Origin of the sequence: Pseudarthrobacter humi, assembly GCF_024294965.1 — a bacterium.
Classification (GTDB): Bacteria; Actinomycetota; Actinomycetes; order Actinomycetales; family Micrococcaceae; genus Arthrobacter; species Arthrobacter humi.
This window is the reverse complement of record NZ_JANCLV010000005.1, coordinates 1-23,113: the sequence shown is the minus strand read 5'-3', so window position 1 is coordinate 23,113 and position 23,113 is coordinate 1. Positions and strand designations below refer to the sequence as shown.

The following is a 23,113-nucleotide window of genomic DNA, read 5'->3' as shown; positions in this document are numbered from 1 at the left end:
AAAGTCAAGGGAGACAACTCATGAAGAAGAACGCTTTGAAGGTTATGGCGATGTCCGTCGGCCTCGGGCTTGCGTTGGCGGCGTGTGGTTCCGGCAGTGCGCCGAGCTCATCCACGGACGACCCGGCGGCGGCTACCGGATCGCTGCGGGTCATGATCCCCACGTACCCCCTTTCCAACGAAGGCAAGGCGGAATTCCAGAAGGTTGTTGATGACTTCAACAAGACCTACCCGAAGATGACCATCGAACCGGACTTCGTCACGTACGACACCATGAACGAGAAGATCTCCACTTCGATCGCCTCCGGATCCGGCTATGACGTCCTGGTCACGGGGATAGGTTGGATCCAGCCGTTCGCCGCCAAGAAGGTTTTCAAGGATCTCGCGGACGTGGGGGTTACCAAGGAGGACATCAGCACCAAGACAGTGGAGGCGATGATCCCGGCCGTCACCCACGATGAGAAGGTATACGGCTACCCACTGATCGCTGATGCCCGCGCAGTGGCCTTCCGTAAGAGCGCCTTTATCGAAGCGGGCCTGGACCCCGAAAAGCCGCCGACCAGCATGGCGGAGTTGAAAAAAGCAGCCGAGAAACTGACGAAGCGGGATGCCTCCGGGGCGATCACACGTCCCGGCTTCGATTTCTGGGCAGCGTCGGGGGCCTACCGGCAGACGTTCACCACTTTCCTGGCTTCGACAGGCACGCCCCTGTTCGTGGACGGCAAGCCGAACTTCAGCAATTCTGAAGGCGTGGAGACGCTCGAATGGATGAAAAGCATGATCAACAACGTCCAGACGTTTGGCCAGATGAACTCTGCAAAGAAGCCCCTGGTCTACACGAATGAGGCTCCCATGGGCATGGTGGGCGGCGCCGTTGACTGCAGCGACAAGGGCATCGGCCAGGCCAATTGTGACGACCTCAGCTTTTTCCTGCTGGACAGCGGCACCAAGGCAGAGTTCGTGGGCGGCGACATTGCCTCGATCGGCGCCAAGACGAAGAATGCAAAGGCTGCCTGGACGTTCATCGAATCCCTCATCAAGCCTGAGGCCAACAACGCCCAGGCCAAGCTCAATTCGAAGATTCCGGCTACCAAGGACACCGCGAAAACAGGGCAGGCCCAGTCCAACCCGCTGAGCAAGTTCGTCGCGGAGAACCTTTCGCACGCGGCCTACGAAGGCGGAGCCTCGAACTGGCTGGAAGTGCGTAAGTCCTTCAACTCCGGCCTCGATGAAGCCCTGCTCGGCAAGCGTCCGGCAGAGGAAGTCCTGTCGTCCCTGGCCGCGCTTTCAAAATGACCAACCGAGCAACCATGACGCCGGCGCCGGCGTCGGAGTCCCCAACCGTGGCGCCGGCAGACCCGCGGAAACCCACGGCCGCCAAACGGCGCGGCGGCCGCACGAAGCGGCGCTCCGTCACACGGAAGCAGGTGTGGGCCGGCTGGTTCCTGCTGACCCCGGCGCTGCTGCACTCCACGCTCTTCATCTCCGTACCCACCCTCGCCGCAGTGTTTCTGAGCATGACCGACTACAGCTTCAGCGGCGAATGGGCGTGGGTTGGTTTTGATAACTTCGTTGAGCTGATGGGTGACCAGAACTTCAAGACCGCCTTTGTGAACACTGTTCTGTACGCCCTCGTGGTGGTGCCGATCTCCATGGGCCTGGCACTGGTCATCGCACTGGGGCTCAACCAGAAGCTTCGCGGCATGGCGTTCTTCCGGACCGCCTTCTACATCCCCACGGTGACCGCCACGGTGGCGGTTGCCACCGTATGGCTGTGGATCTACAACCCCGGTGCAGGCCTGGCCAACGGTGCGCTGAGCTTCTTCGGCTTCGGTCCGCAGCCGTTCCTCAACAGCCCCGACACGGCACTGCCCTCCCTCATGTTGGTGGGGATCTGGCAGGGGCTTGGCGCCAAAATGATCATCTACTTAGCCGCCCTGCAGGGTGTTTCCCGGGAACTCGTGGAAGCCGCGGAATTGGACGGCGCCAACCCTTGGCAGACGTTCAAACATGTGAAGTGGCCAGCCCTGGCTCCTGCCCAGTTCTTCGTCCTGATCACTTCGATTGTGGGCACGTTCCAGGTCTATGACCTCGTCTATGTCATGACCAGGGGAGGTCCCGGGATCTCCACCAACGTGCTGGTGCTGGACATCTACAACAATGCGTTCCAAGGGATGCGGCTCGGCTATGCCTCAGCCGAAACGGTGATCATGATCCTCCTGATCAGCGTGTTCATCATTGTGGGCCGGAAGCTTCAAGGATCTGATAAGAGTGAATAGAACCGCAGGAATCAAACCCGGCAGGATTGCCCTGTACGCGGCACTGACGGTGGGCTCGTTGCTGATGCTGGCGCCGTTCATCTGGATGGTACTGACCGCGCTCAAGGCCCCCAACGAGGTGGGTGTCTTCACCTGGCTGCCCAAGGAGTACCACTGGGAGAACTTCGCGGAGGCGATGAAGATCGCCCCGTTCCTGAACTACTTCCGCAACAGCTTCATCATCGCCATCGGCGAGACGGCGGTGACCCTGGCCGTCTGCACCATGGCCGGTTACGCGCTGGCCAAGCTCCCCCTCCGCGGGGCCAAATCGCTGCTGAACTACTTCATCGTGCTGCTGATGGTCCCGTTCCAGATCATCCTGGTCCCGCTGTTCCTGATCGTGAAGAGCATCCCGCTGTTCGGCGGCAATGACATTTTTGGCCAGGGCGGCACGGGCTGGCTGGATTCCTGGTGGGGCCTCATCATCCCGCTGGCGGCAGGCCCCATGTACACGTTCCTGGCCCGGCAGTTCTACGTCTCGCTCCCGTCAGAGCTGGCCGACGCGGCCCGGATGGACGGCGTGGGGGAGTTCGGAATCTTCCTGAAGGTCATGACGCCGTTGATCAAGCCCGCGCTGGTCACCATTTTCGTCTTCCAGGTCGAAGGGGCATGGAATGCATTCCTCTGGCCCCTCATGATCACCAACACCGACGAAATCAGGCCGCTCCAGCTGGGCCTCGCGATCTTCTCCCAGGACCAGTCCGACGTCCTGTGGCCCTACCTCATGGCCGGGACCGCACTCGCCGCGTTGCCGATGATCCTCCTGTTCATCTTCGCGCAGAAGCGGTTCGTTGAGGGCATGGCAAGCGCAGGGCTGAAAGGATGAACCGCCGGACGGACGACGACGGCGAGAGTCGGTTCCGGCCCCGTGTGGCCTTCGCCATGGGCTCCAATGAGCTCCGGGACGGCCTGATCAATGCTGAATGTTTCGGCCGCCTGCGGGCGGTTGCGGACGTGGTCAGCACGGATGTGCTGACCGACTTCAGCACTCCCCGGGCCCGCGAAGTGCTGGCCGGGACCACGGCCCTGATTACGGGGTGGGGCAGCCCCAGGATCGATGCTTCCGTCCTGGACCTGTCGCCCGGCCTGCGCCTCGTGGCGCACGCTGCCGGAACGGTGAAGAACCATGTGGCACCGGTGGCCTGGGACCGCGGACTGACCGTCACCACGGCGGCGCACGCCAACGCCGTCCCGGTGGCGGAATATGCTCTGGCCTTCATACTCCTCGCCGGAAAGGACGCCTTCGCCTTCCAGGCCGGGCAACGCGCACGGCAGTCCGGCTACCGGAAGGAGGTCCTGCGGCAGGATGTGGGCAACAACGGAAACACGGTGGGCATCATTGGCGCCTCCAGGATCGGGCGCCTGGTGATGGAACGGCTGAAGTCGCACGGGCTGCGTGTCCTGCTGTCGGATCCGACTGTCTCGCCAGCCGAGGCCGCGCGCCTGGGGGTCGAACTGGTGACGCTGAAGCAGCTGATGCACAGCAGCAAGGTGGTCTCACTGCACGCTCCCGTGCTGCCTTCGACCCTCGGGATGATCGGCGCGGCAGAACTCGCGCAAATGCAGGACGGAAGCACATTCATTAACACGGCTCGTGGCGTCCTGGTGGATCACACAGCGCTGCGTACCGAGCTGCGAAGCGGCCGGCTTAGCGCCGTCCTTGATGTCACGGCACCTGAACCGCTGCCGGACGGCGATGAGCTGTACGGGATGCCCAATGTGATACTGACCCCCCACATCGCAGGCTCCCTGGGCAACGAGCTCGCCCGCATGGGGGATCTCGCCGTGACCGAGGTGGAACGCCTGGCGCAGGGCAGGGCCCCGGAGCATTCAATCAGCCGGGAGACGCTGGAAGGCATGGCATGAGTGTCCTGACACCAGGCATTTGCTCAGTGACGTTGCGGAACAGCAGCATCGAGGACGTTGTGGACATCGTTTCCACGGCCCGCCTGGCCGGCATCGAGTGGAGCAGCCAAGCGCACGTTGTCGATGCGGCTGCCGCGCTCCGGGCCAAGCAGGCGACAGCGGCAGCCGGCCTCACAGTCCTGTCCCTCGGCTCCTACTATCGCGTGGGGAGCCGGGGTGACTTCGGAGCGGTCATGGCTCTGGCGTCAGCCCTGGGAGCTCCGCGGATCAGGGTCTGGGCGGGGGAATCGGCGTCCCTGGAGGCCAGCCCGCAGGGCTGGGACGCGGTGGTGGCGGACGCCCAGCGGATCTCCGGGCTTGCTGCGGCGCACGGACTGGAGATCGCCTTCGAGTACCACGGCGGAACACTGACGGACTCGGCGGAAACCACCCTGGAGCTATTGGCAAGGGTGGACCGGCCCAACGCAGGAACATACTGGCAGCCCGCCGTCGGGCTCACCGACGAGCAGGCCGTCGACTCGTTGCGCCACGTGTTGGATCACGTCGTAGGCATTCATTGCTTTTCGTGGTGGCCCCAGCGCGAACGGCTGCCACTCACGGACCGCAGGCCGCTGTGGCTTTCAGTGGGGGAGATCCTCCGGGACAGTGGAGCGTCCACGGACCTGATGCTGGAGTTCGTGGAAGCGGACCTTCCGGAGAACGTCATCCGGGACAGTGAATTCTTAACCCGCATCGCCCTCGGTGCGGAGCAGGCAACGGCGCTCAAGGGAGGAACGTAATGACCACCATCGGCGTGCAGGCAATGATGCTGAAGGACAGTTTCACCGAAATCGGGGCGTTCGAAACGCTGCGTAAGGTCAGCGGCATCGGCTACAACGCCGTCGAGATCTCCCAGATCCCGATGACGCCGGAGAACGTGGCTGAGCTGGACCGTTCGCGCAGCGAGCTGGGTATGGACATCGCGGCGCTGTCCGTTGCGATGGAGACCCCCAGGGGCCGTCCCGGGGACTCACTGGCGGAGCACTTCGACAAGATTGTGGACGATGCCAAGCGGCTGGATTCAAAGCTGCTGCGGATCGGCATGCTGCCGTTCCCGGCGATGAAATCGATCGGCGCCGTGGTTGACTTCGCCAAGCAGGCCAACGATTACGCCGAACGGCTGCAGGAGCAGGGCCTGGGCCTGTACTACCACAACCACCACATCGAGTTCGCGAAGTTCGACGGCAAGTACATGCTGGACATCATCGCCGAGAACTCCCCGGCCATGGGCATGGAAATCGACGTGCACTGGGTCCAGCGCGGCGGCCTGGAACCGGTCCGGACCCTGGAAAAGTACGCCGGCCGCACGGCCATGGTGCACCTGAAGGACTACCGCATCGGCGAACTGCCCGAGTCCGCCTTAGGGCTGCTGGACTCAGGGGACGCGGCCGGCTTCATGACGGAGTTCAAAAACGTGGTCCAGTTCGCCGAGGTGGGCGAAGGGAACCTGGATTTCGCCTCCATCATCCCCGCCGCGCAGGCCGCCGGCGCCCAGTATCTGCTCGTGGAGCAGGACGAACTCTACGGCCGCACCGTCTGGGAAGCGCTGCAAACCTCCCACAACAACCTGGCTGCCCTGGGCCAATCCGAACTTTTCTAGGCTTCGTCCGCCCTACCCAGCGCGGAACTCCAGGTCCTGCAGGAGCCGCCGCAACGCCGGGTTGGCCACCTTGCGTTTCCAGATGGCATGGAGCTCAACAGGGTCGTCGCTGCTGGGACCGGCCAGCGGTAGGAATTCGACCCCCTTGATCGCCAGGAGCGTTGTTGAATGCGGAACAAAGGCCACACCCCGCTTGGCCGCGACCAGGGAGACCATGGTGAGGATCTGGCTCACGGTGTGCAGGACATTCCCGTGGTTGATGGAGTGCATGCGGATGACCAGGTCGTAGAAGTAAGCGGCCTGCGTGGGTGAATGCATGATGAGCGGTTCGTCCCGGATGTCCTCGTCCTCCACGGGGCGGGACAGGTCCGCCAAAGGGTGGCCTGTTGGCACGGCCAGCACCATGGACTCTTTGTACAGCAGGTGCGAATCGAAGATTTCCCTGTCGAAGGGCGGCCGGGCCAAGCCCAGGTCGAGCTCGCCGGTCAGCAGGCCCTGGAGCTGTTCCCCGGTCACTAGCTCTTGGAGGTCAATGTCCACCTCGGGAAGAATGGACGCGATCTCTTCCAAGAGCGGCCCCAGGATGCTGAACCCGCTGGCGGCGGTGAAGCCCACGCGCAGCACGCCCGAACGGCCGGTGGCGATCCGGCGGGCTGTCACCGGTGCGCGGTTGGCCAGGGCCATCAGCCGCTTGGCTTCGTCCAGGAAAGCGCTCCCGGCCGGTGTGAGCTGCACTTTGCGGTTGTCGCGTTCCAGCAACTCGGTGCCGATGATCTTCTCCAGCTTCTGGATCTGGCGGCTGAGCGGCGGCTGGGTCATATTCAGCTTTTCCGCCGCCCGCCCGAAATGGAGTTCCTCCGCGACCGCGATGAATCCGGCCAGTTGGTCAAAAGTGAACATGATGCCTTTCAGGTATCATCGCGTGCATTCTTGGGCTTAGAAATGCATCATAGCCAGGTCAGGCCGCCGGCGGCAGTACGGACCTGATTGCCCGTGCCTCGCCGAAGGCGCCTCCAAAACTCTTGGCCAGCCCATGCCCGTGGTCAACAAGCCGGGTGCAAACGGCGGCCCTGGCAACCAAGGAAGTGGCCGGCAAGCCCGCCGATGGGCAGGAGCTCGTCGGCCTATTTCGGCCACGCTGCTGGTGGTGTTCGTCCTGGTAGCCGTGCTGCCGGTTATCCGCGGCGCCGCAGCCAAGCGCAGGGCCTCCGTCCCGGCCGGCCCGTCAACCTCAGAAATCAAGGAGAAGGTATGAGTATCGTTGTCGGATTCGTCCCAACACCCGCAGGAGAAGCCGCAGTGACGGCAGGCATCGCGGAAGCCAAGCTCCGCAACGAGGACCTGGTGATCGTCAATTCTGCTCGGGAAGGCGCGCTGGTGGACAAGCCAGTGGCACCCGACGACGTCCTCGCACAGGCGGCCCGGCGGGCCACCGACGCCGGCGTGAAGGCAACCGTCATCCCGGGAAGCCACGCGCAACGGATCCTGATTCAAGCGGACCGGCCGGTGCTGGCGGTCAAGGCCGGTACCTCCGGCACCTAAATGCTGCGGGCTACGGCGCCACTGTCAGCGCGGCGAGGACGGCGGGGAGCAGCACGTCATTGCGGCCCCAGACCGGATCCAGGATTTCCACGTACCAGGAGTCGGCGAGCAGGAGGGCCAGCGTTTCGTTGGTTTCCTCCGCCCAGTCCTGGATCTGATCTTCCTGCACCGGAGTCTCGCTGGAGCCGAGGACGGTAACTACCTCGCCGCCGTCGAGCGTTACCGGGATGGCGGCACTGCTGGCCTCGCCCGGGGCATGCGCCACCGTCACCAGCTCGGACCGGGTGGACAGGGCCAGGAGTTCCACGGCCGCCTCTGCGCTGCAGAAGCCGGTCACGTACTGCCGCTGGGCGGAGTTGTTGGTCCGAAGGCCGGGCTGGGACTCCTTGGTGAACAGCCCGTTCCTGTTGAGGGCGGACAGCTCCGCCGCGATCGGTTCTGTTTCGGCGTCGTAGCGGGCCGTGAAGGTGGCGGCCTGGTATTCGCTATGGCCCTCCAGCCACCGCGCCGTCAGTTCCCCGGCCGCTTCCAGGGTGATGGCCTGCCGCCAGGCCCCCTTATCCTCCAGGCGCCTGCCGAACTGGTCACGGATTTCCGCTTCTGTGGGTTCCATCCTCGGATGCTACGGCGCCCTGCCGCCGGACTCCAGCGGCGCCGACACAGCAGTTAACGTCCGACGGCGGGAAGTTCCGCAGGGATCCCGGCCGCCCGTTCCGCCGCGGCGAGGGCAAGGCCAAAGCGGACGACGGCGGGAGCGTACCCTTGGTGCGGCACGGCCCGCAGCTGCTCTGCCTCCTTCATGGCGCGGATCAGCGCGGACGTTTCGGGCAGCCGGACATCCGTCATGGCGGGGTAGTCGATGCAGCTGGCGGGGTCCAGTTCGTAGCGGCTCCACCTGGCCAGGAGTGCGTCATGTTCGGCCTGCGCCGCAGTGTTTACGGGCCGGTCCAGCCGCAGCTGCCGGCGGCGTTCCTGCCACGCCAGGATCTGGGGGCTGCCCCGGTAGGCGGCCAGGCCCGCCCCTGCGCCCAGCGCGGCGAGGACCACCCCAAACCACGGTGACGCGAGCGTGGGAATGAGGATCGCCGGAAGTGCCACGGCAGAGCCCATAAACACGTCCCAGAACACGGGATCCGGGGCGCGGACGGCTTGGTCCGGCGTCGAATGCCGATGGACAGCCAGGACGGTGGCCGCCACGGCGCACACCAGCACTGCGCCCCAGAAACTCAGCTGCAACGCTCCAAACAGGACGGATTCTGCAAATGCCGGCACTGCGGCACCTCCCCGCGTCAGGCCCGGTCCAGGATTCCGGGTTGCTCCTTCCATTCCAGCCCCTCCGGGCACCGGGGTCAATGGGCGGGCAGGCTATGTGGATATTGCACGATCCTGAGGCTGATCAGGGAGGCCCCCGGGCATTTGACTTGGCTCCTGGTTCCGCCTGCCAAACACGAAGTTCGCCCAACGCGACGATGTCTGCGTCACGAGCGGAGCGCACCAGTTCGGCCAATTGAGGCCTGAGGGTACAGATGCCGGAAGCCTTGTTGCTGAAAATCTAATCCAAGGCTTGGCCGCCGAGCTTGCGCTGTTCATTCTGGTCCAGCGTGGTAGCCCTCGCATACCGGATTCCTTGACCTGCCGCCGTAGTCACCCCTGCCGAAGCTGTCAGGATGAAACCTATGACTTTCCAAAAGGCATGTCCGGAAACGCTATTTGTGACTGTTAGTTCGCAATGGCGGTTTATTCACAGCTCGGTTTGGCGGTTCTAACTGATTCCGATGACGAGGGTTGAGCGTGCGGCTTCAATGACGTCGTCGGTGATGGTGCTGAGTTCGTTTATTTTCATGACCCGTTCGATTTGGATGAAGAGCCGGTCGATTAGGCGGAAGTTGCCTCGGGTGATCCGGGCGACGGCGGCGATGGCCTGGGCATCGGTGAAGTCTTCAGGGTCCAGGGTTTGGCCGAGTTTGTGCCAGCGGCGTTCCAGGACGAAATTCAGTTCTTCCTGTGCGAGTGGGCGGTATTCGTGGGCGAAGCCGACCCTGCTGTAGAGCTGTGCATAGCGGCTGAACCATTTTTCAATCCCGGGCATGCCGATGAGGATCAGGGCTATGTTGTCCCGGTCGTAGCGGTCGCGCAGCAGCTCCAGGGAAGTGGCGTTGAGGCGCTCGGATTCGTCAATGATGAGGAGCTCAACATGCTTACCGGTGCGGGTGCGCGGTCCTGTCTTCTTGCCGATTTTTTCCAGGTGCTGGTCCACGCAGATCGATACGCGGGTGCTGATGTGCTCGAGTTCGGCGTGGATCTGTTTGGGTGAGGTGAGAACGGCAGGGGTGTAGAAGACTGTGCGTGCCCGGGCCAGGGCCGCGTAGATCTGGTAGTCGGAGTCGTCCCGGGGACCCCACTGTTCTAAGAGGTTCTCGGCCTTGTGCCAGTTGGCGTAGCGCTTGGCGGAGAGGGTCTTTCCGATGCCGGCCTGGCCGTAGCAGATTCCGATGGTGTGCTGGCGGCGCACCGCGTCGGCGAACTCAGCGAACCGGCGGTGCTCTTTGGTGGCAATGAAGCTTTGTGTTGTCATCGGTCGTCCTCCAGGTAGGTGCGGAGCTTCGGGCGCTTCTTGGGTTGATCGTCAGGGACCGGGACGGGAGCCGGTTTCGCTGATGCCAGGTCCGGCAGGTGCCGGGCCACGACGGCGATGCGCTGGTTGATTTGTCCGCGCAGTTCCCGGCGGCGCGCCGATCGTGCGGCCTGGATGTCCTTGAGGGTCAGCGTCGAGGTTTCATGGTCGGGATCCACCGCCTTGCAGATGAACTGGTTCTTGTGGAAGACGCGGATCTCCGTCACGTCCCGCGGGTCGTAGCGAACAATGACTGGTTCGCGGACGTAGGCGGCCAGCAGGGGCGAGACGTATCTCAGTCCCTGGAAGTGCACGCCGTCGCGGTGAACGATCCGGGGTTTGGCTACGGTCAGCAACAACAGGTTCAGTTCGTCCAAGGTTGCCGGGAGCCGGGGCAGCCAGCCGTCACCTACCCAGGCGTGATGCGGTGTTGCCCTGATCTCGGGGTGCTCCCGCTGGTGGTAGTCCTCTGTGATGAAATGGCCAATGGCCGTGTCCAGTTCTTTGAGCGTCAGTACCGGTGCCGGTCGCGGGTGGCCGCGGGCCAAATGTCCCGGCAGTTCGGCCAGCAGCTCTGTATTAACGGTGCCGAAGAACCGTTCGATCTTGCCCCGCCCTTGGGGTCTTGCGACCGTTGAGTAGGTGATTTCGAAGTGCAGGTCCTTCGAGGTCTGGGCCAGGTGGTGACTGGTGAAGTCTGACCCGTGGTCGACGTAGAGGACGTCGGGGATCCCGCATATCGGCCACCCTGCGCCGGCTTTGGGCCAGATCCCCTGCCGTAGTGCCAGTGCGGTGTTCAGGGCGGACGGTGCCCCGAGGAAGAGCATGTAGCCGCAGATCGCGCGGGAGTAGTCGTCCATGATCGTGGTGAGCCACGGGCGCCCGGGTTTCAGGTTTGCGTCCAGAACGAGGATGTCCAGTTCGGTGTGGTCTGCCTGCCAGATCATGTTCGGGCGCTCGGCCCGGTGCCGCCAGGCCAGTTCGTAGGTGTCCCGGTAGGCGGCAGTTCCCTGTTGGGCGAGGGTCTTCATACCGGGGTCAAGGCCCGTGGTGATGGAGCGGACCGTGCTGTAGGAGAGCGGCGGCCAGTCGTGGTCGGCGGCGACGCGGTTGGCCTTACGGGCGATGGCGGCTATCGGCAGGGGCGGTTTCACCAGGGCCAGACCTTCGACGAGTGCGACCAGCTCGGAGGTGCTCCTGCGTCGGGTGGTCCCGCGATTTGCTGTGGCCAGTCCGGAGATGCCGTCGCGTTTGTGGGCCGCGTGCCAGCGCTGCAGTGTCCGCAGTCCTATGCCTTCGTGTGCCGCGAGGGTCGTCAGTGGCACGCCGTGTTCGATATGCCGGCGCAGGATCTGCCAGCGCATCATCGCGGTCTCTTCGGGCGTGGAGGCAGTGCTACCGGTCGGGGTCCCGCTGCCTCCTCCCGTCACCGGGCTGTTTTCTGTGTGGCCTTTGAACGCCGCCGTGCCGCGGGGACCGGTTCGCGCCGAAGGGCCCGGTAGACGGTGGTGCGGCTGACGCCAAGGACCTCGCCGATCTTCTCAACCGTCATATCCTTCTGCTCATACATCCGGCGGGCGGTCCGGAGTTTGTCCTTGGTCAGCAGCCGTGGCCGGCCCCCGACGCGTCCGCGTGCCCGTGCTGCCTGCAGCCCTGCGGTGGTCCGCTCACGGATCAGATCCCGCTCGAATTCCGCCAATGCGGCGAACACGTGAAAGACCAGCCGTCCGCCTGACGATGTTGTGTCAATCGCCTCCTGCAGAGAGCGGAACCCGATACCGCGTTCCTGCAAGGCCGCCAACTGGTCGATCAGATGCCGGATGGACCGGCCGAGCCGGTCCAGTCTCCACACCACCAGTGTGTCCCCGGGCCGAAGCTGGTCAAGGACCTTCGTTAGTTCAGGCCGGGACTCCAGGGAACCTGAAGCGGTGTCGGTGAAGATCCGGTAGCAGCCGGCCGCCTTCAACGCGTCCTGCTGCAGGGCCGCGTCCTGATCTGTGACTTTCGGCGGTAAATGGCGGCTTTCTGACGGCGCTATTTGTCGCATGGCGCAGCCCGCAAGGGGATCCTCACGGGAACACCACGGGGATCGTACGGTGTTGAAACCTAGCCCATTACCGCTTGATTGATTTCGGCCAGCCGATGCAGCGAGATCCCCGTCGCTTGTTCTCTGACCAAAGGGTGGTCAGTAGACGGGTCGAGCTCAATGTAGGGAACCAAACCTGGCTCCCTGCTGTGCACGTGCGTTGCTATCGAGGTCGTGGGCCTGTCGTAGGGGAGTTCATTGGATAGCCAACCGAACACCGGAGGCATAGAGGCTCGCGCAGGGTCATCCCAGTGGTCCGCAATCTTTTGGACGCTTTCTTGGCTGAGTGAAACCCAGGCAGACCAGCTGAAGACCTCCCCCTGGGCATCAATAAGAGGGATCTCTATGTGTCCTCTAAGGAAGTAGTGCCGTTCTCCTCCGACTTCAAGCACGCACATATCGCCTGTCAGCTCGCCTGCTTCCCGTTCGGTTGCGCTGGCATGCATCCACACATCCGGAGCTTGGGCTCCGAAAACCGTAGCGAGCCCCCGATGTTGCTGTCCGCACGTCCCGCACTGCCATCCGTTCATGCGCTGGCCGCCCATTGATTCCCCCGTTTTCATGATCACTATGGCTCCCCGAAGCCTACCTGCGAAGGATGCACCTTCCTGGCGACCGCCGGAGGATCGGCTAGCGGGCATCATTGGAGGGCAGGCCGCGAGTACTGTTGACTGGTGTTTGAACCGCGTCAGCTCAGTGAGAATGTCATCATGCGCATATTGCGCCCAAGTGATGCGTCAGCGCTTGCCGCCGCCTATGTGCGCAACCGCGAGTACCTTTCGACCTGGGAACCGATGCGTCCCGCGGAGTACTACACCGAATCGTGGCAGGCTGCGGATATTACGAGCCGCCTTGTGGCGGCTGATGCCGGGGAAGGGTTCCCCTTTGCATTATTTGCTGGCGACACCCTTGTCGGCAGATTCAACTTGGCCGGCATCGTGCGTGGACCCTTCCAAAGTGCAGGGCTAGGCTACTGGGTGGACAGCAACTACGCGGGCCGTGGTCTGGCATCCGCTGCCGTCCGCACGATCGTCGACACGGCACGCGACGTACTTGGGCTGCACCGCATAGAGGCGAGCACTCTCCTGCACAATGCTGGTTCGCAACGGGTGCTATTAAAGGCGGGCTTCCGGCAGATTGGGATGGCCCCACAGTACTTGGAAATTGCCGGGAAATGGCAGGACCACAACCTTTACCAGGTTGTCCTTCACGAATAGGGCCCTGCCCTGCCGTCAATAACCATCCAGCGGAGCACGACACCGACACCTCCCATTCCGTTTCGGGATCCTTTACCGGACGTCGGGTGAGATTTCCAGGGGCAGTGGCTAGACGATGGCTCCATTGTTGAGCTGTATGTGCTTGGAGCGGCGCGGGCGCCCGCGGGCCCAGAATGCGATCATGAGCCCGGCTGTCGCGGCCCCTCCAGCGTGAACCCAGGGTGACGACCAGGCACCTTCCGGAGTGGGATCATGAAGGCGACCACGACCACCGCGAGCCCCAGCAGAACCTCCACGCCGGCTTGCAACGGACGGGCGCGGTAGTCGGGGTAGGCCAGCCGAACCAAGGGGATGATCGGCAGCAGGAACAGGCCCAGACTGAAGAACGGGAAGATGCCGTTAAACATGAAGATAACCAGGCCCAACACCAGCAGCCCGAAGAACTTCAGGACCTTCAGAACGGGAAGCCGGCTCTCCGGCGTCCATCGACTCAGCAGGAGGCCCCAGGCCGGAAGACCGAGCAGCCAGCCGCCGGCCCAGAAGCCTAGGTTCAGCAGCGCCAGGACGACGAGCAGGGCGCCGGGCAGCAGGAACCCTCCGACCTGTCGCAGCGAAGGGAGCTTCCCGGTCGGGACGAAGATACACGCCCCGACCAGGAGATAAGCGGCCACATACCAAGGCAGCAGCTGGTCCGCCGGCACCTGGGACAGTCCAACCACCAGCAGCGCCAGCGAGGCGACCATCACGCACACCGCGGCGAACGCCCACGGTCGGCGGCCTACGTTCGGTGTGGCATCCCCCAATGTCATAAATCGCACTCTACCGGGCTTCGACGTTCTCGAAGCCGGTCCATGTGACAGCTGAGGTGCAATTATGCGGCGTCCGGTAATGGATCCCCTAAGGAGCTATATCTGACACTGACGTTTCCACCGCAGTCCAGGAGATGGGCGTGCCGGCGGGCATCACGCCGTAGTCCTGCGTGAGGACTTGGCGTTCCCCGATCAGCTGACCTGTCTTGGGATCGATGATTATCTCTTGGCGCATAAGGGTGCCTTCTGTTCGCCCGATGGCTACGCCTGTTCGTCCATCGAGGTTCGCTTGCCCTTCCATAATTGTTACCCCGGGAATCATGGCTGCGGCCTTATAAAGTGCGGCGCGCAGATCCGCAGGGACTAGTCCGGTTCGCAGGAGATCAGCGATGAAGACCAACGCTTCTCCGTCCACTGATTGCCCTGCGCCCAAGGTTCGTATGTAGATATGGTTCAGCAGCCGATAAGGGTCTCGGGGGAAGCTAGACATATCGGTGGCGAGGGTGCCGCCTGGCTGGCCGTAGAACTCTCCCTTGGGCGCCCGCAGCGTTTCGGGATGGGGTTGGCGGCCCTGTTCCTGGACGTACTTTCGTGCCTTGTCGTCAAAGAACGTTGTGGGCACACGCCCCGAACGCAGCCACACCCATTCTTCATTCCGGTCAGCTGGGATATACATATCCATTTTTTCTGTATCCAGCCACTGGTATTTCGAACCATCCTCGGGCCACTCTTCAGTCGACCAAACGTTGGTGCTTCTGATCCTCAGATACTGGCTTGGCTTCACGACGGGATCGATGCTGGTAATGGCCGTTTCCGCAGCCGTATTGAGAACTTCAGCAGCTTCAGCGGTGGCGCTTCCGCGCCAGCCGGCAAGTCCTACGAGGTCTCCGGCAACAAGTGCGGCCAGAACGGCTGCTGCAGCTACCGAAGTAAGTCACCTCCTCCGCCGCCGTTGCCGCTCGGCGGACAACGAGACAACAGTCGATGACTGCTCCGGGCTGTCACCCACGAAGATTTCGCCTGAAGAATTTTCCTCGGTTGTCCGGATGTTGAGGGAACGTTCCCTGCTCGCGGCCAATTCCTGCTCCGTGATACGAGCTGCTGGGTCAGCTGCGGTCAGATGGCTTCGCACCTGCTCGTCCAAGATTTTCTGGTTCATGATTCTGCCCCCTCTTTTTCTAATAGGTGGGCCAGTGCTTTACGGGCTCGGTGCAGACGCATCCTGACAGCCGTGGCGCTGGAATTAAGTAAGTCGGATATCTCTCTGGAGTTGAAGCCGTCCCAATAAGTCAGGAGTAGAACTTCACGGTCTTCCGGGCTCAATTGGTGTAAGGCTTCCTGGAGCGGAGAGTCCAGGGAGAGGGCCTCAGCGTCCCCGTGCTGCCCTGCCGGCCGAAGTTCTCCGATGAGCTTTGCAGCGCGGACTGACGCCCGATCATGATTGCGGAGCACATTACGTGCCACACCGAAGAGAACCATCACTGATAGGGATTCGCTGGTAGTCGATTTCTCCCAAGCGATCCGAAAGACCTCTGCGCACAGGTCCTCGGCAGCCGCTGCATTCTCGGTTCGTCGGCGGAGATAGCGGTAGATCCGATCGTGGGCGGCGGCGTGCGCAATCAAAAAACGCTTCTCCCGATCCAAGTCCGCTCTTTCCCCCCGGGCTGTTTGAAAGCTCATACCCGTTAATGTCCGGCAACGTGGAAAGTGTAACGGGCATCCTCGAATAATCTTGGCGACGCCGTCAATCACACATTCGGCGCCTCAGCTCTATTCCACCGTCCGTAAGACGGTCCCCCACCGGCGCAAGCGCCACCCAGAATTTCAAGATCACGATTCCCCGAGTTTCCGCGGCAGGCCGATTCCCGTAAGACCCGCCCGCAAAAATGCCCGGTGACGGGGGGCTAAACGGTACATTCAACACCATGACCGGACTCCTCATCGGATACGCCCGCGTATCTACGAACGACCAAGACCTCACTGCCCAGAAGAATGCCCTGGTCGCCCTTGGGGTGTCGTCGGAGAAGACGTTCACAGACCAGGGCCTCACCGGCGCCAACCGGGCCCGGCCGGGACTCAGGGAAGCGCTGGCCGCCTGCCGGGCCGGGGACACCCTGATCGTGACCAAACTCGACCGCCTGGCCCGGTCGCTACGCGATGCAAAGGACATCGTTGACGAACTCACCTGCCGCGAGGTCAAACTGAACATCGGTGGCTCCGTCCACGACCCAACCGATCCCGTAGGCCGGCTCCTCTTTAACGTCCTGGCCATGGTCGCGGAATTCGAAGCCGACCTGATCCGTGCTCGGACTCGGGAGGGCATGGCCGTCGCCAAGGCGAAGGGCCGCCTGCGGGGCAAGCAGCCCAAGCTCTCAAAAAAACAGGAAGCACACCTGGTCTCCGTTCACCGGGCAGGGACACACACCACGGTGGAACTGGCCGAACTCTTCTCGGTAGCGCGTTCAACCGTCTACCGTGCCATCAAACGCGCAGGGGACCCCGCCTGACCGCTCGGGCAAGGCCCTGACGCAAGGAGTTTTCAACAGGTTAAATCATCTCGGCGGTGGATCTGCTGGTCGGGGTACTCGATTGCATGAGCCAAGTGGATCGTTGGGATAACGCTGTCAGCCAGGGCACATAGGCCCTGCTGTTTCCGGCGGAGTGGCGCGCCTATAACGGCGATTGGGCGAAGTTACGGTTAGCCCATGAAGAGATCAGGCCTGCACAGTGGACCTCCGCGCAATCGCGACTTTTGGGCGGCCTGCGGTCGTTGTGTCAACGGAAGCACCTCAGTAATCGCCGCCGTTTGGTTTTATTTCGTGGCCTTTGGTCCGAACGCTGCCCTTTCGAGCGAGGAGATAAGGGCGACGGCGAGCGTTGCCTTCGCCCTCGGTCTTTTGAGAGGCATAGCTGCGTTCATTCCAGCCGGGAAGGTCCGGCTGGTGCGGGTAGTACTGCCGCTGATTGTTCTCGGGACACCGCTCGTATTGCGCGGCAACGACATCTACTTCCACTCCGCGTTTCCGGCATGGTGGGTGATCTGTCCGGCACTCGTGCTTGTCGTAGGTCTTGTCGGTCAGGATCTGTTGACGCACATTGGAGACGACAGAGTTGCCCGCTAGCTGTATTGACCCCCGACACACAACAAACTTGTGGTGGTGAGTGCGTCAGGGAGGCTTAGTCCTGGAGTCTGTCCGGTAACAGCTCACGCGCCTCCCAGTTCAAGGAAATGGGACAAAGAGATCTAAGGGAGTTGACCGGCCCTTGGCCGTCGCATCTGGGTCCCAAGGGCAACCAACGCTACTGCTACTTGCTTGGCATCCAGCTGTTCCAATCTTGCGTGGACCAGCTACCGGATCGCCCGGGCTTACCCGGTGTGCCCGGGATGCCAGGCCGTCCTGGACGGCCTCCGATCCCCGGCTTACCTGGTACGCCACTGAGTCCTGGGCGAGGGATGGGGGCGGAGGCGTCGCGCGTCATCCCGATGGCACGGTTCTGTGCGTCCCAGAAAGCACCCTGTTCGAACCAACCAAGGTGGCGCCCGTTGCGGTAGCTGATCACGTTACTTCCGTGAACAAAGCCTCGATGCGTTCCGCCCAGATCCAAGATGTCGTTGCCGTAAAGCCAAGCAACGACGGTGCCGTTCTTGTTGAATATGGGGTCCATGCCGTTTAGCTCCTTCAGTTATTGGGGTCGAAGGTGTTGTTGCCCAAGAGTAGCCACGGAGTCTGACAATCCTGCAGGCATCCGTGTCAGAGACCGCAGTTCATGCTGGGCGCGTGGAACATAGGATGCGCAGTATGAATTTCTGGGATTCTGTCGTGCGCTAGGCTCCGTTCCATGGACCCCACCACTCTCGGTATCTTGCTGGGACTTGTCGGCATCGCTATTACCGTCGCCCTAGGCTTACCTCCGTTGCTGCGGCGCCGTAGTGTCACGCATTGGACTCCTCCGACTTGGAATCGGGGAACCGAAAAGATCGGGACTACGCGGATCCCTGTTGTTACTGTCCGGTGGGCTGTGCGTGGCAGCAATGCTTCCATCCAAGGCGTGGAGTGCTCGGTTCGAGGCCCTTCAGGTAAGTGGCGGCAGCTGGCAGCCCCAAAAGGAAAGCTCGACCTTCCAAAAGAGAATCTGTACACCTACATCAACCTCGTTGACGAGTTGCCCTTCAACTCGGTAGTCGCTTCGCCAGTAAACATTGGGAAACCAGTTAGCGACGCCGTCGCATTGGCTAAAAAAGGCCGCTATCAACTTCGAATCCGCTGGTATGAAGACGACAAACCGCGGCGGCGCGAGAAGGTCTTTTCATATGTGGTGCGCTGACCAGCGCGATGACGCGGGTAACAACGTGCCGAACAGTAGTGACGGTAGGCGAATGGGTGGACTTCCATCTATCCTCGCCCCTGGCCTGGCTGCGGTGCTCTGCGGAACGGCAGTATCGGAAAATTCTGAGAGCCGAGGTCACTACTATGCCGGCCCGGGCAATGACTTCTGGAATCTGCTCTACCAGAGTGGCCTCACCAGTGAATTGCTCACTCCCGAGCGGGACCGGGAACTTATCGGGCGTGGGCTGGGAGTGACTGATCTGGTGCGGGGAATGAGCCAGTCAAATGATCAGAGACTCCATGCGAAGTACGATGTCCCCGGACTTATCAGCGTCCTTCGCGAGTACGGCCCCCGATTCGTGGCGTTCACCAGCTTGGAGGCGGGGAAAGCTGCCGCTGGGCATGTTGGAGTTCGTCGCCCGATGCTCGGTCTGCAGTCGTGGTCCTTGGCTGGGTGCCGTGTGTACGTGCTCCCTAGCCCGAGCGGGGCCAATCGGCGCCGTGACTATCAGGGCAAGCCCACCCGCCTGCAATGGTGGGCTGACTTCGCAGAGCTGCTGTCGAAACGCGAGGAACTGGCGACTTTTCCCTAATTGAACGCACGTAAGTCTGTCCATAAGGGCTGTCCCACATCTAAGGAAGTGGGACGGACGTTTCTGACTGAGTCTTTTTGTATCAATCGCGGCGAGGACCAATGGCTTTCGGGGCGACAGATACACTTCGCTCTATGTTGAGCAACGAAGAACTCGCCGCGGTCCTCACCGTTGGTCACGAAACTCGTAGCGTCGAATTCAAGTCTGCAGGCAACCTCACAGACAAGGCATTCGTAGCGTTGGTTGCCAGAGCGGCACTTGGACTCGCCAACCAACGCGATGGTGGAAACATCGTGCTTGGCGTTGATGACCGCGATCCACAGGGCGAGGGTAATGGCCTGGACGAGAACCAGCTTCGAGACTGGAAGAATCTGGATGCTGTGGCTGACAAGCTCAACCGCTACGCCGATCCTCCGTTGATCCTCCGAGTGGAGGCGCGCCAGCATCCAAACGGTAAACCGGTAGTGGTCATCGAGGTATCAGAATTTAGCGAGATCCCCTCTCTTTGCATGAAGGATTACCCGAACACTCTGGCGCTTGGGCAGCTCTATACGAGATCCCTGCGGAAACCTGAAAGCTCGATGTATCACACGCAGAATGAGATGCGCGAAGTCCTCGATCTGGCGACGCAGAAGGGCCTACGTCGCTTTATGGAAACTTCCACTGGCGCTGGCTTCTTCATGAGGCCTGGTGAACCCGCTTCAGCATTACCCTCCCACGCCGAGCAGTTCCAGGAGCAGATCGAAGCAATGGCTGCTGATCCTCAACTCGTTGCCATCACAGCTCACGCCCATTTCCGTCATCTGATCTATCCGCAGTCCTTCGAGGCCGACAAGGTGCCGTATGAGGAGATGAAGCGTTACGTTCGGGAAGCCACAGTTAGGTTACGGGGCTGGCCGTTCCCGTTCGTGGAAAATCCGGTCAACGGTGACGTCTTTGTCGGGGAGACGACCATGTGGGGGACGCACAATGAAACCTGGCGGTTCTTCACCAGCGGATTGTTCGCTGATTTTAAGGCAATAGGGGACTGGCCGAACGACTGGGATTCCTTCGGTGGAGACGGCGAGGCTGCGGGCAACATGCCGGCTTGGTTCCCGCTCCTTAACTTCACAGAAGCACTCGAGTTTGCTGCTCGTCTCAAGTCCAAGTTGGCCCTAGCAGAACCGATGGTTGTCCGGTTTGAGGCCTACAACATCGCGGGCACAAAGCTCGTCGTTGCAGACGATAGGCGTAGCGGATTCCACCAGGACTACGTCTACTCCTCACCCAGCTGGAGGAGTGAGGAGATTCACGTAACAGACGAGGCAGTTCTTTCGGGAACACGATCTCTGGCCGCGAAGGCGGCAAAGCGTTTGCTCGGCAGGTTCGGTTGGGAGGGTGTTACTTCCGACCTTTTGGAAGGAATCCAAGCCAGTGCTCTGAACACTTAGCTCGGACAGGCGGATCCTGATCTGCTTATTTCCTAGCCGGCCCGGAAATGCTGTCTGGCGGTAGCTGCCTCATCTGCGTCCAACTGCCAGCGCACCTCATTCCGCGTCGCAAGGAGGCCGTACGTTTGGCGCAGGTAATCCCGAATCTTCTTTTGTGGAATATCAAGTTCGTGAGAGAGATCTCGTGGAGTGACGAAGTCGGCCATAAGACGAGGTTACCGTCAGCAGCTAAATCCAGGGCGTATACATCGGGTGGTGTTCCGGTTCCCAAGGAAGTGGGATATGCGTTAGACCAGCGTGCGGTGACTGCTTTTTATCGCCGCTCCGTCTATCGATCATTCAGAACAGCACCTGGGTTAGGCTCACGGTATGAAGCGCCTCGCCGGTCTGCGCGCCGGGCCCAACGAATCGGGTCCGGCAACTGTCCAGCGAGGCTGCTTCGTTGGCATCTGGTGCTTGGACTGGCGGCGAAGTCCGCGTTTCCACCTTGGCGGATAGAGATATCGTATGGATTTCCTTGAAACGACCATGTTCCCGTTCAAGTGGTTTGTGTCCATCATCATGGTGGGCTTCCACGAGGGCCTGAGCGCCATCGGGCTGCCGGAGGCATCCGGCTGGACCTGGACGCTGTCCATCATCGGCCTGGTGCTCGTGATCCGTGCTGCCCTGATTCCGGTGTTCGTCAAGCAGATCAAGGCCCAGCGCGGCATGCAGTTGCTGCAGCCGGACCTGAAGAAACTCCAGGACAAGTACAAGGGCAAGACTGACCAGCTGTCCCGCCAGGCCATGGCGCAGGAACAGATGGCCATGTACAAGAAGCACGGGACCAACCCGTTCTCGGCCTGCCTGCCCATGTTGATCCAGATGCCGTTCTTCTTCGCGCTGTTCCAGGTGCTCTCTGGCATCACGGCCGCAAAGAACGAAGCCGAAGGCATCGGGGCCATGAGCCACGAACAGGTGGTGCAGTTCGACCAGTCCAGCATCTTCGGCGCCCCCTTGTCGGCGGCGCTGCTTTATAGCGACGGAAATATCGCGGTCACAGTACTGACCATCGTGATGATCCTGGCCATGACAGCCTCGCAGTTCATTACGCAAAAGCAGATCATGGCCAAGAACATGTCCGAAGAGGCCATGGCCAGCCCGTTCATGCGCCAACAGAAGATGATGCTGTACATCCTGCCGCTCGTGTTCGGTGTGGGTGGCATCAACTTCCCCATCGGTGTCCTGATTTACTGGACCACCACCAACCTCTGGACCATGGGCCAGCAGTTTTTCGTCATCCGCCGCATGCCGACGCCGGGATCCCCGGCGGCGAAAGCCCTCGCCGCACGCCGGGCGGCCAAGGGCCTGCCGGCCCTGCCCATCCTGAGCGGAAACAGGGATGAGGGTGAGGCCACCCCAGCCGTCGTCGAACCCATAGGCCAGCGCGTCCAGCCGCAACGCAAGAACAGGAAGAAGAAGTAACAAGACCCCCTGCGGATCCGGGATCCGCGAGGGAGTGTCCCACCAAAGCTGTCCCGGTACCAAGGAGGCGGGACGCTTCATTTGCGCTCTTGTTACTTGCCTTCCGCCCGGCAAACCGGCCGGGAGGTGGCTATTCAGGTGCAAGAGCTGCACACAGGTCTGTCGCTGTTCCATTGAGCGAGAAGGACGTGTAGACGAAGGTGGACGAGTCCATCGTCACGCGAGTATGGCCGTTGACGCTAAGGAGCAGGCCTGGGTATTCAACCAGGCCATAGGGTCCTTGGTCTCCAGGAAAGATGGTCATGAACAGTTGACCACTGGTCTCAATCACAATCTCGCCTTCCACTGAAGAAGGCCTCTCCGTGACATAGAAGCGGCTGCGATGTACGAGCGACTTTCCGGTGTCCACATTGGTGAGTGTTGGGTCGGCGATGTCGTGCGTCACGATCCGTCCATCAGCGAACTCGGTGATCGTCACCCGGACACTCTCGGCTTCTGCGGCGACGGCGAATGTACAGCCTTGACCCGCCGGTATTACGAAGGGCTCCGGAACTGTGATGACCGTTCGAGTTGGTTTCGCGCCTTCCGCAGCCGAAGCGGGGCCCACCACCCCCACCGCTGACAAGAGCACGACAACCAAGAATGTGCATCCTAGACGCCTGGCTATGTTCATGACGTGTTCTCCGCCCTTCGGACGACAGCGCCGCCGCGTGTGGGTAGGTCTGTATTCAATCTAGATTCCTCCTCCCGAGGCAACATGTCGATGGCCTGGTGCATGCAGAGGCGACGACCGCAGAAGCTGCAGAGGCAGAGTTGGTGGGGAGAGTCCCATAGAACCAAGGAACTGGGACGCCTACCCAAATTGATGCATCCGCGCTTGCCATTATGAAATATTGAGGCATGGCAAAGACCGCGGCGTACTTGCTCGTCCTAGGCGAGCGTGAAGCAATCCTCTGGGTGCTCCTGAACGAGCAGATGGCGTTTCCACCCACGCCCCGACGAGAGGTCTCTGCATTGCAGCCAGGGGATGAGCTCGTTTTGCTAACGACGCGAGGGGCCTATCACAATCCCACTACGGGCCGGACCCCTACGTGTCAGGCTGGAACGGTACCAGGGGCTCATAGCAAGTCCGCCTAATCGCGTGGGGCGAGAGCCAGGAATCCAGTAATCATGTCCAGTCCAGTTTTGAGTGCAGTACGCGAAGATAG

Annotated in this window: 26 protein-coding genes and 2 pseudogenes; 15 read left to right on the top strand and 13 right to left on the bottom strand. The window is 61.7% G+C overall.

Features of this window, described 5'->3' with window-relative positions:
- Positions 1–20: 20 nt before the first annotated feature.
- From NFC73_RS09055 to NFC73_RS09030, 6 genes are read left to right on the top strand one after another with little or no spacing between them, the layout of a single operon-like run.
- A complete protein-coding gene (locus NFC73_RS09055) occupies positions 21–1,295 on the top strand; it encodes an extracellular solute-binding protein (protein WP_254749523.1) in 1,275 nt (424 codons plus the stop codon).
- Positions 1,292–2,278: a carbohydrate ABC transporter permease gene (locus tag NFC73_RS09050; RefSeq protein ID WP_254749521.1), complete on the top strand. Its 987-nt coding sequence runs from the start codon at positions 1,292–1,294 to the stop codon at positions 2,276–2,278. Before NFC73_RS09055 ends, NFC73_RS09050 begins: the two co-directional genes overlap by 4 nt.
- Positions 2,271–3,143: a carbohydrate ABC transporter permease gene (locus NFC73_RS09045; RefSeq protein WP_254749519.1), complete on the top strand. Its 873-nt coding sequence runs from the start codon at positions 2,271–2,273 to the stop codon at positions 3,141–3,143. Before NFC73_RS09050 ends, NFC73_RS09045 begins: the two co-directional genes overlap by 8 nt.
- Positions 3,140–4,183, top strand: coding sequence for a hydroxyacid dehydrogenase (locus tag NFC73_RS09040; RefSeq protein WP_254749517.1), 1,044 nt, complete (start codon positions 3,140–3,142; stop codon positions 4,181–4,183). Before NFC73_RS09045 ends, NFC73_RS09040 begins: the two co-directional genes overlap by 4 nt.
- Complete coding sequence (locus NFC73_RS09035; protein ID WP_254749515.1) at positions 4,180–4,962, top strand: sugar phosphate isomerase/epimerase family protein; 783 nt, start codon at positions 4,180–4,182, stop codon at positions 4,960–4,962. Before NFC73_RS09040 ends, NFC73_RS09035 begins: the two co-directional genes overlap by 4 nt.
- Positions 4,962–5,822 (top strand): sugar phosphate isomerase/epimerase family protein, encoded by an 861-nt coding sequence (locus NFC73_RS09030; RefSeq protein ID WP_254749513.1) that lies wholly within the window; start codon positions 4,962–4,964, stop codon positions 5,820–5,822. Before NFC73_RS09035 ends, NFC73_RS09030 begins: the two co-directional genes overlap by 1 nt.
- Before the next feature lie 12 nt (positions 5,823–5,834).
- On the opposite strand, the gene NFC73_RS09025 is transcribed toward NFC73_RS09030, so the two are convergent.
- Positions 5,835–6,722 (bottom strand): LysR family transcriptional regulator, encoded by an 888-nt coding sequence (locus NFC73_RS09025; RefSeq protein ID WP_254749511.1) that lies wholly within the window; start codon positions 6,720–6,722, stop codon positions 5,835–5,837.
- A 56-nt stretch (positions 6,723–6,778) separates the two neighbouring features.
- Between NFC73_RS09025 and NFC73_RS09020 the strand changes: the two are divergent.
- Both NFC73_RS09020 and NFC73_RS09015 read left to right on the top strand, forming a co-directional pair.
- Positions 6,779–6,943 (top strand): annotated as a pseudogene (locus NFC73_RS09020) (tripartite tricarboxylate transporter substrate-binding protein); the annotation flags it as partial.
- A gap of 130 nt (positions 6,944–7,073) precedes the next feature.
- The gene (locus tag NFC73_RS09015; protein WP_254749509.1) at positions 7,074–7,364 is read left to right on the top strand and encodes a putative universal stress family protein; all 291 of its coding nucleotides are present in this window, start codon (positions 7,074–7,076) and stop codon (positions 7,362–7,364) included.
- Positions 7,365–7,374: 10 nt separating this feature from the next.
- Here the strand turns inward: NFC73_RS09015 and NFC73_RS09010 are convergent, their stop codons facing one another.
- The 6 genes from NFC73_RS09010 to NFC73_RS21025 form a co-directional block, all read right to left on the bottom strand.
- Positions 7,375–7,977, bottom strand: coding sequence for a DUF6919 domain-containing protein (locus NFC73_RS09010; RefSeq protein WP_254749507.1), 603 nt, complete (start codon positions 7,975–7,977; stop codon positions 7,375–7,377).
- A gap of 53 nt (positions 7,978–8,030) precedes the next feature.
- Entirely contained in the window at positions 8,031–8,636 is a 606-nt protein-coding gene (locus NFC73_RS09005; RefSeq protein WP_254749505.1) for a hypothetical protein, read from the bottom strand.
- Positions 8,637–9,126: 490 nt separating this feature from the next.
- Positions 9,127–9,939, bottom strand: coding sequence for an AAA family ATPase (locus tag NFC73_RS09000; RefSeq protein ID WP_254749503.1), 813 nt, complete (start codon positions 9,937–9,939; stop codon positions 9,127–9,129).
- Entirely contained in the window at positions 9,936–11,345 is a 1,410-nt protein-coding gene (locus NFC73_RS08995; protein ID WP_308292666.1) for a TnsB C-terminal domain-containing protein, read from the bottom strand. The genes NFC73_RS09000 and NFC73_RS08995 overlap by 4 nt, the downstream gene beginning before the upstream one ends.
- 59 nt (positions 11,346–11,404) lie before the next feature.
- Positions 11,405–12,025 carry a recombinase family protein gene (locus NFC73_RS08990; protein ID WP_254749501.1) on the bottom strand — a complete coding sequence of 207 codons (621 nt, stop codon included), beginning with the start codon at positions 12,023–12,025 and terminating at the stop codon, positions 11,405–11,407.
- Between the two features lie 59 nt (positions 12,026–12,084).
- Positions 12,085–12,594, bottom strand: a complete 510-nt coding sequence (locus NFC73_RS21025; protein WP_372494627.1) for a DUF2199 domain-containing protein — start codon at positions 12,592–12,594, stop codon at positions 12,085–12,087.
- A 144-nt stretch (positions 12,595–12,738) separates the two neighbouring features.
- On the opposite strand from NFC73_RS21025, the gene NFC73_RS08985 reads away from it, so the two are divergent.
- Complete coding sequence (locus tag NFC73_RS08985; protein WP_308292665.1) at positions 12,739–13,281, top strand: GNAT family N-acetyltransferase; 543 nt, start codon at positions 12,739–12,741, stop codon at positions 13,279–13,281.
- A gap of 179 nt (positions 13,282–13,460) precedes the next feature.
- On the opposite strand, the gene NFC73_RS08980 is transcribed toward NFC73_RS08985, so the two are convergent.
- The 3 genes and pseudogenes from NFC73_RS08980 to NFC73_RS21020 all read right to left on the bottom strand — a co-directional run bounded on the left by NFC73_RS08980 (position 13,461) and on the right by NFC73_RS21020 (position 15,770).
- Complete coding sequence (locus tag NFC73_RS08980; RefSeq protein WP_254749499.1) at positions 13,461–14,090, bottom strand: hypothetical protein; 630 nt, start codon at positions 14,088–14,090, stop codon at positions 13,461–13,463.
- 88 nt (positions 14,091–14,178) lie between these two features.
- Positions 14,179–15,009: pseudogene (locus tag NFC73_RS08975) on the bottom strand (CU044_5270 family protein); the annotation flags it as partial.
- Between the two features lie 236 nt (positions 15,010–15,245).
- Complete coding sequence (locus NFC73_RS21020; RefSeq protein WP_372494617.1) at positions 15,246–15,770, bottom strand: RNA polymerase sigma factor; 525 nt, start codon at positions 15,768–15,770, stop codon at positions 15,246–15,248.
- Positions 15,771–16,015: 245 nt separating this feature from the next.
- On the opposite strand from NFC73_RS21020, the gene NFC73_RS08970 reads away from it, so the two are divergent.
- Together NFC73_RS08970 and NFC73_RS08965 are read left to right on the top strand one after the other, a co-directional pair.
- Positions 16,016–16,597 carry a recombinase family protein gene (locus NFC73_RS08970; RefSeq protein WP_254749497.1) on the top strand — a complete coding sequence of 194 codons (582 nt, stop codon included), beginning with the start codon at positions 16,016–16,018 and terminating at the stop codon, positions 16,595–16,597.
- 312 nt (positions 16,598–16,909) lie between these two features.
- Positions 16,910–17,212, top strand: coding sequence for a hypothetical protein (locus NFC73_RS08965; RefSeq protein ID WP_254749495.1), 303 nt, complete (start codon positions 16,910–16,912; stop codon positions 17,210–17,212).
- A 184-nt stretch (positions 17,213–17,396) separates the two neighbouring features.
- On the opposite strand, the gene NFC73_RS21015 is transcribed toward NFC73_RS08965, so the two are convergent.
- Complete coding sequence (locus tag NFC73_RS21015; RefSeq protein ID WP_372494616.1) at positions 17,397–17,756, bottom strand: 4-fold beta flower protein; 360 nt, start codon at positions 17,754–17,756, stop codon at positions 17,397–17,399.
- Positions 17,757–17,930: 174 nt separating this feature from the next.
- Between NFC73_RS21015 and NFC73_RS08960 the strand changes: the two genes are divergently transcribed.
- From NFC73_RS08960 to NFC73_RS08955, 3 genes are all read left to right on the top strand, one after another.
- Positions 17,931–18,416, top strand: a complete 486-nt coding sequence (locus NFC73_RS08960) for a hypothetical protein (protein ID WP_254749493.1) — start codon at positions 17,931–17,933, stop codon at positions 18,414–18,416.
- Positions 18,361–19,011 carry a mismatch-specific DNA-glycosylase gene (locus tag NFC73_RS21010; protein ID WP_372494615.1) on the top strand — a complete coding sequence of 217 codons (651 nt, stop codon included), beginning with the start codon at positions 18,361–18,363 and terminating at the stop codon, positions 19,009–19,011. Before NFC73_RS08960 ends, NFC73_RS21010 begins: the two co-directional genes overlap by 56 nt.
- Positions 19,012–19,145: 134 nt before the next feature.
- Positions 19,146–20,441, top strand: a complete 1,296-nt coding sequence (locus NFC73_RS08955) for an AlbA family DNA-binding domain-containing protein (RefSeq protein WP_254749491.1) — start codon at positions 19,146–19,148, stop codon at positions 20,439–20,441.
- Between the two features lie 32 nt (positions 20,442–20,473).
- Here NFC73_RS08955 and NFC73_RS08950 read toward each other — a convergent pair whose 3' ends face one another.
- Positions 20,474–20,647 carry a hypothetical protein gene (locus NFC73_RS08950; RefSeq protein WP_254749489.1) on the bottom strand — a complete coding sequence of 58 codons (174 nt, stop codon included), beginning with the start codon at positions 20,645–20,647 and terminating at the stop codon, positions 20,474–20,476.
- Between the two features lie 301 nt (positions 20,648–20,948).
- Between NFC73_RS08950 and yidC the strand changes: the two genes are divergently transcribed.
- Positions 20,949–21,905: a membrane protein insertase YidC gene (yidC, locus tag NFC73_RS08945; protein ID WP_254749487.1), complete on the top strand. Its 957-nt coding sequence runs from the start codon at positions 20,949–20,951 to the stop codon at positions 21,903–21,905.
- A gap of 130 nt (positions 21,906–22,035) precedes the next feature.
- Here yidC and NFC73_RS08940 read toward each other — a convergent pair whose 3' ends face one another.
- Entirely contained in the window at positions 22,036–22,383 is a 348-nt protein-coding gene (locus tag NFC73_RS08940) for a hypothetical protein (protein WP_254749485.1), read from the bottom strand.
- Positions 22,384–23,113 lie beyond the last annotated feature (730 nt).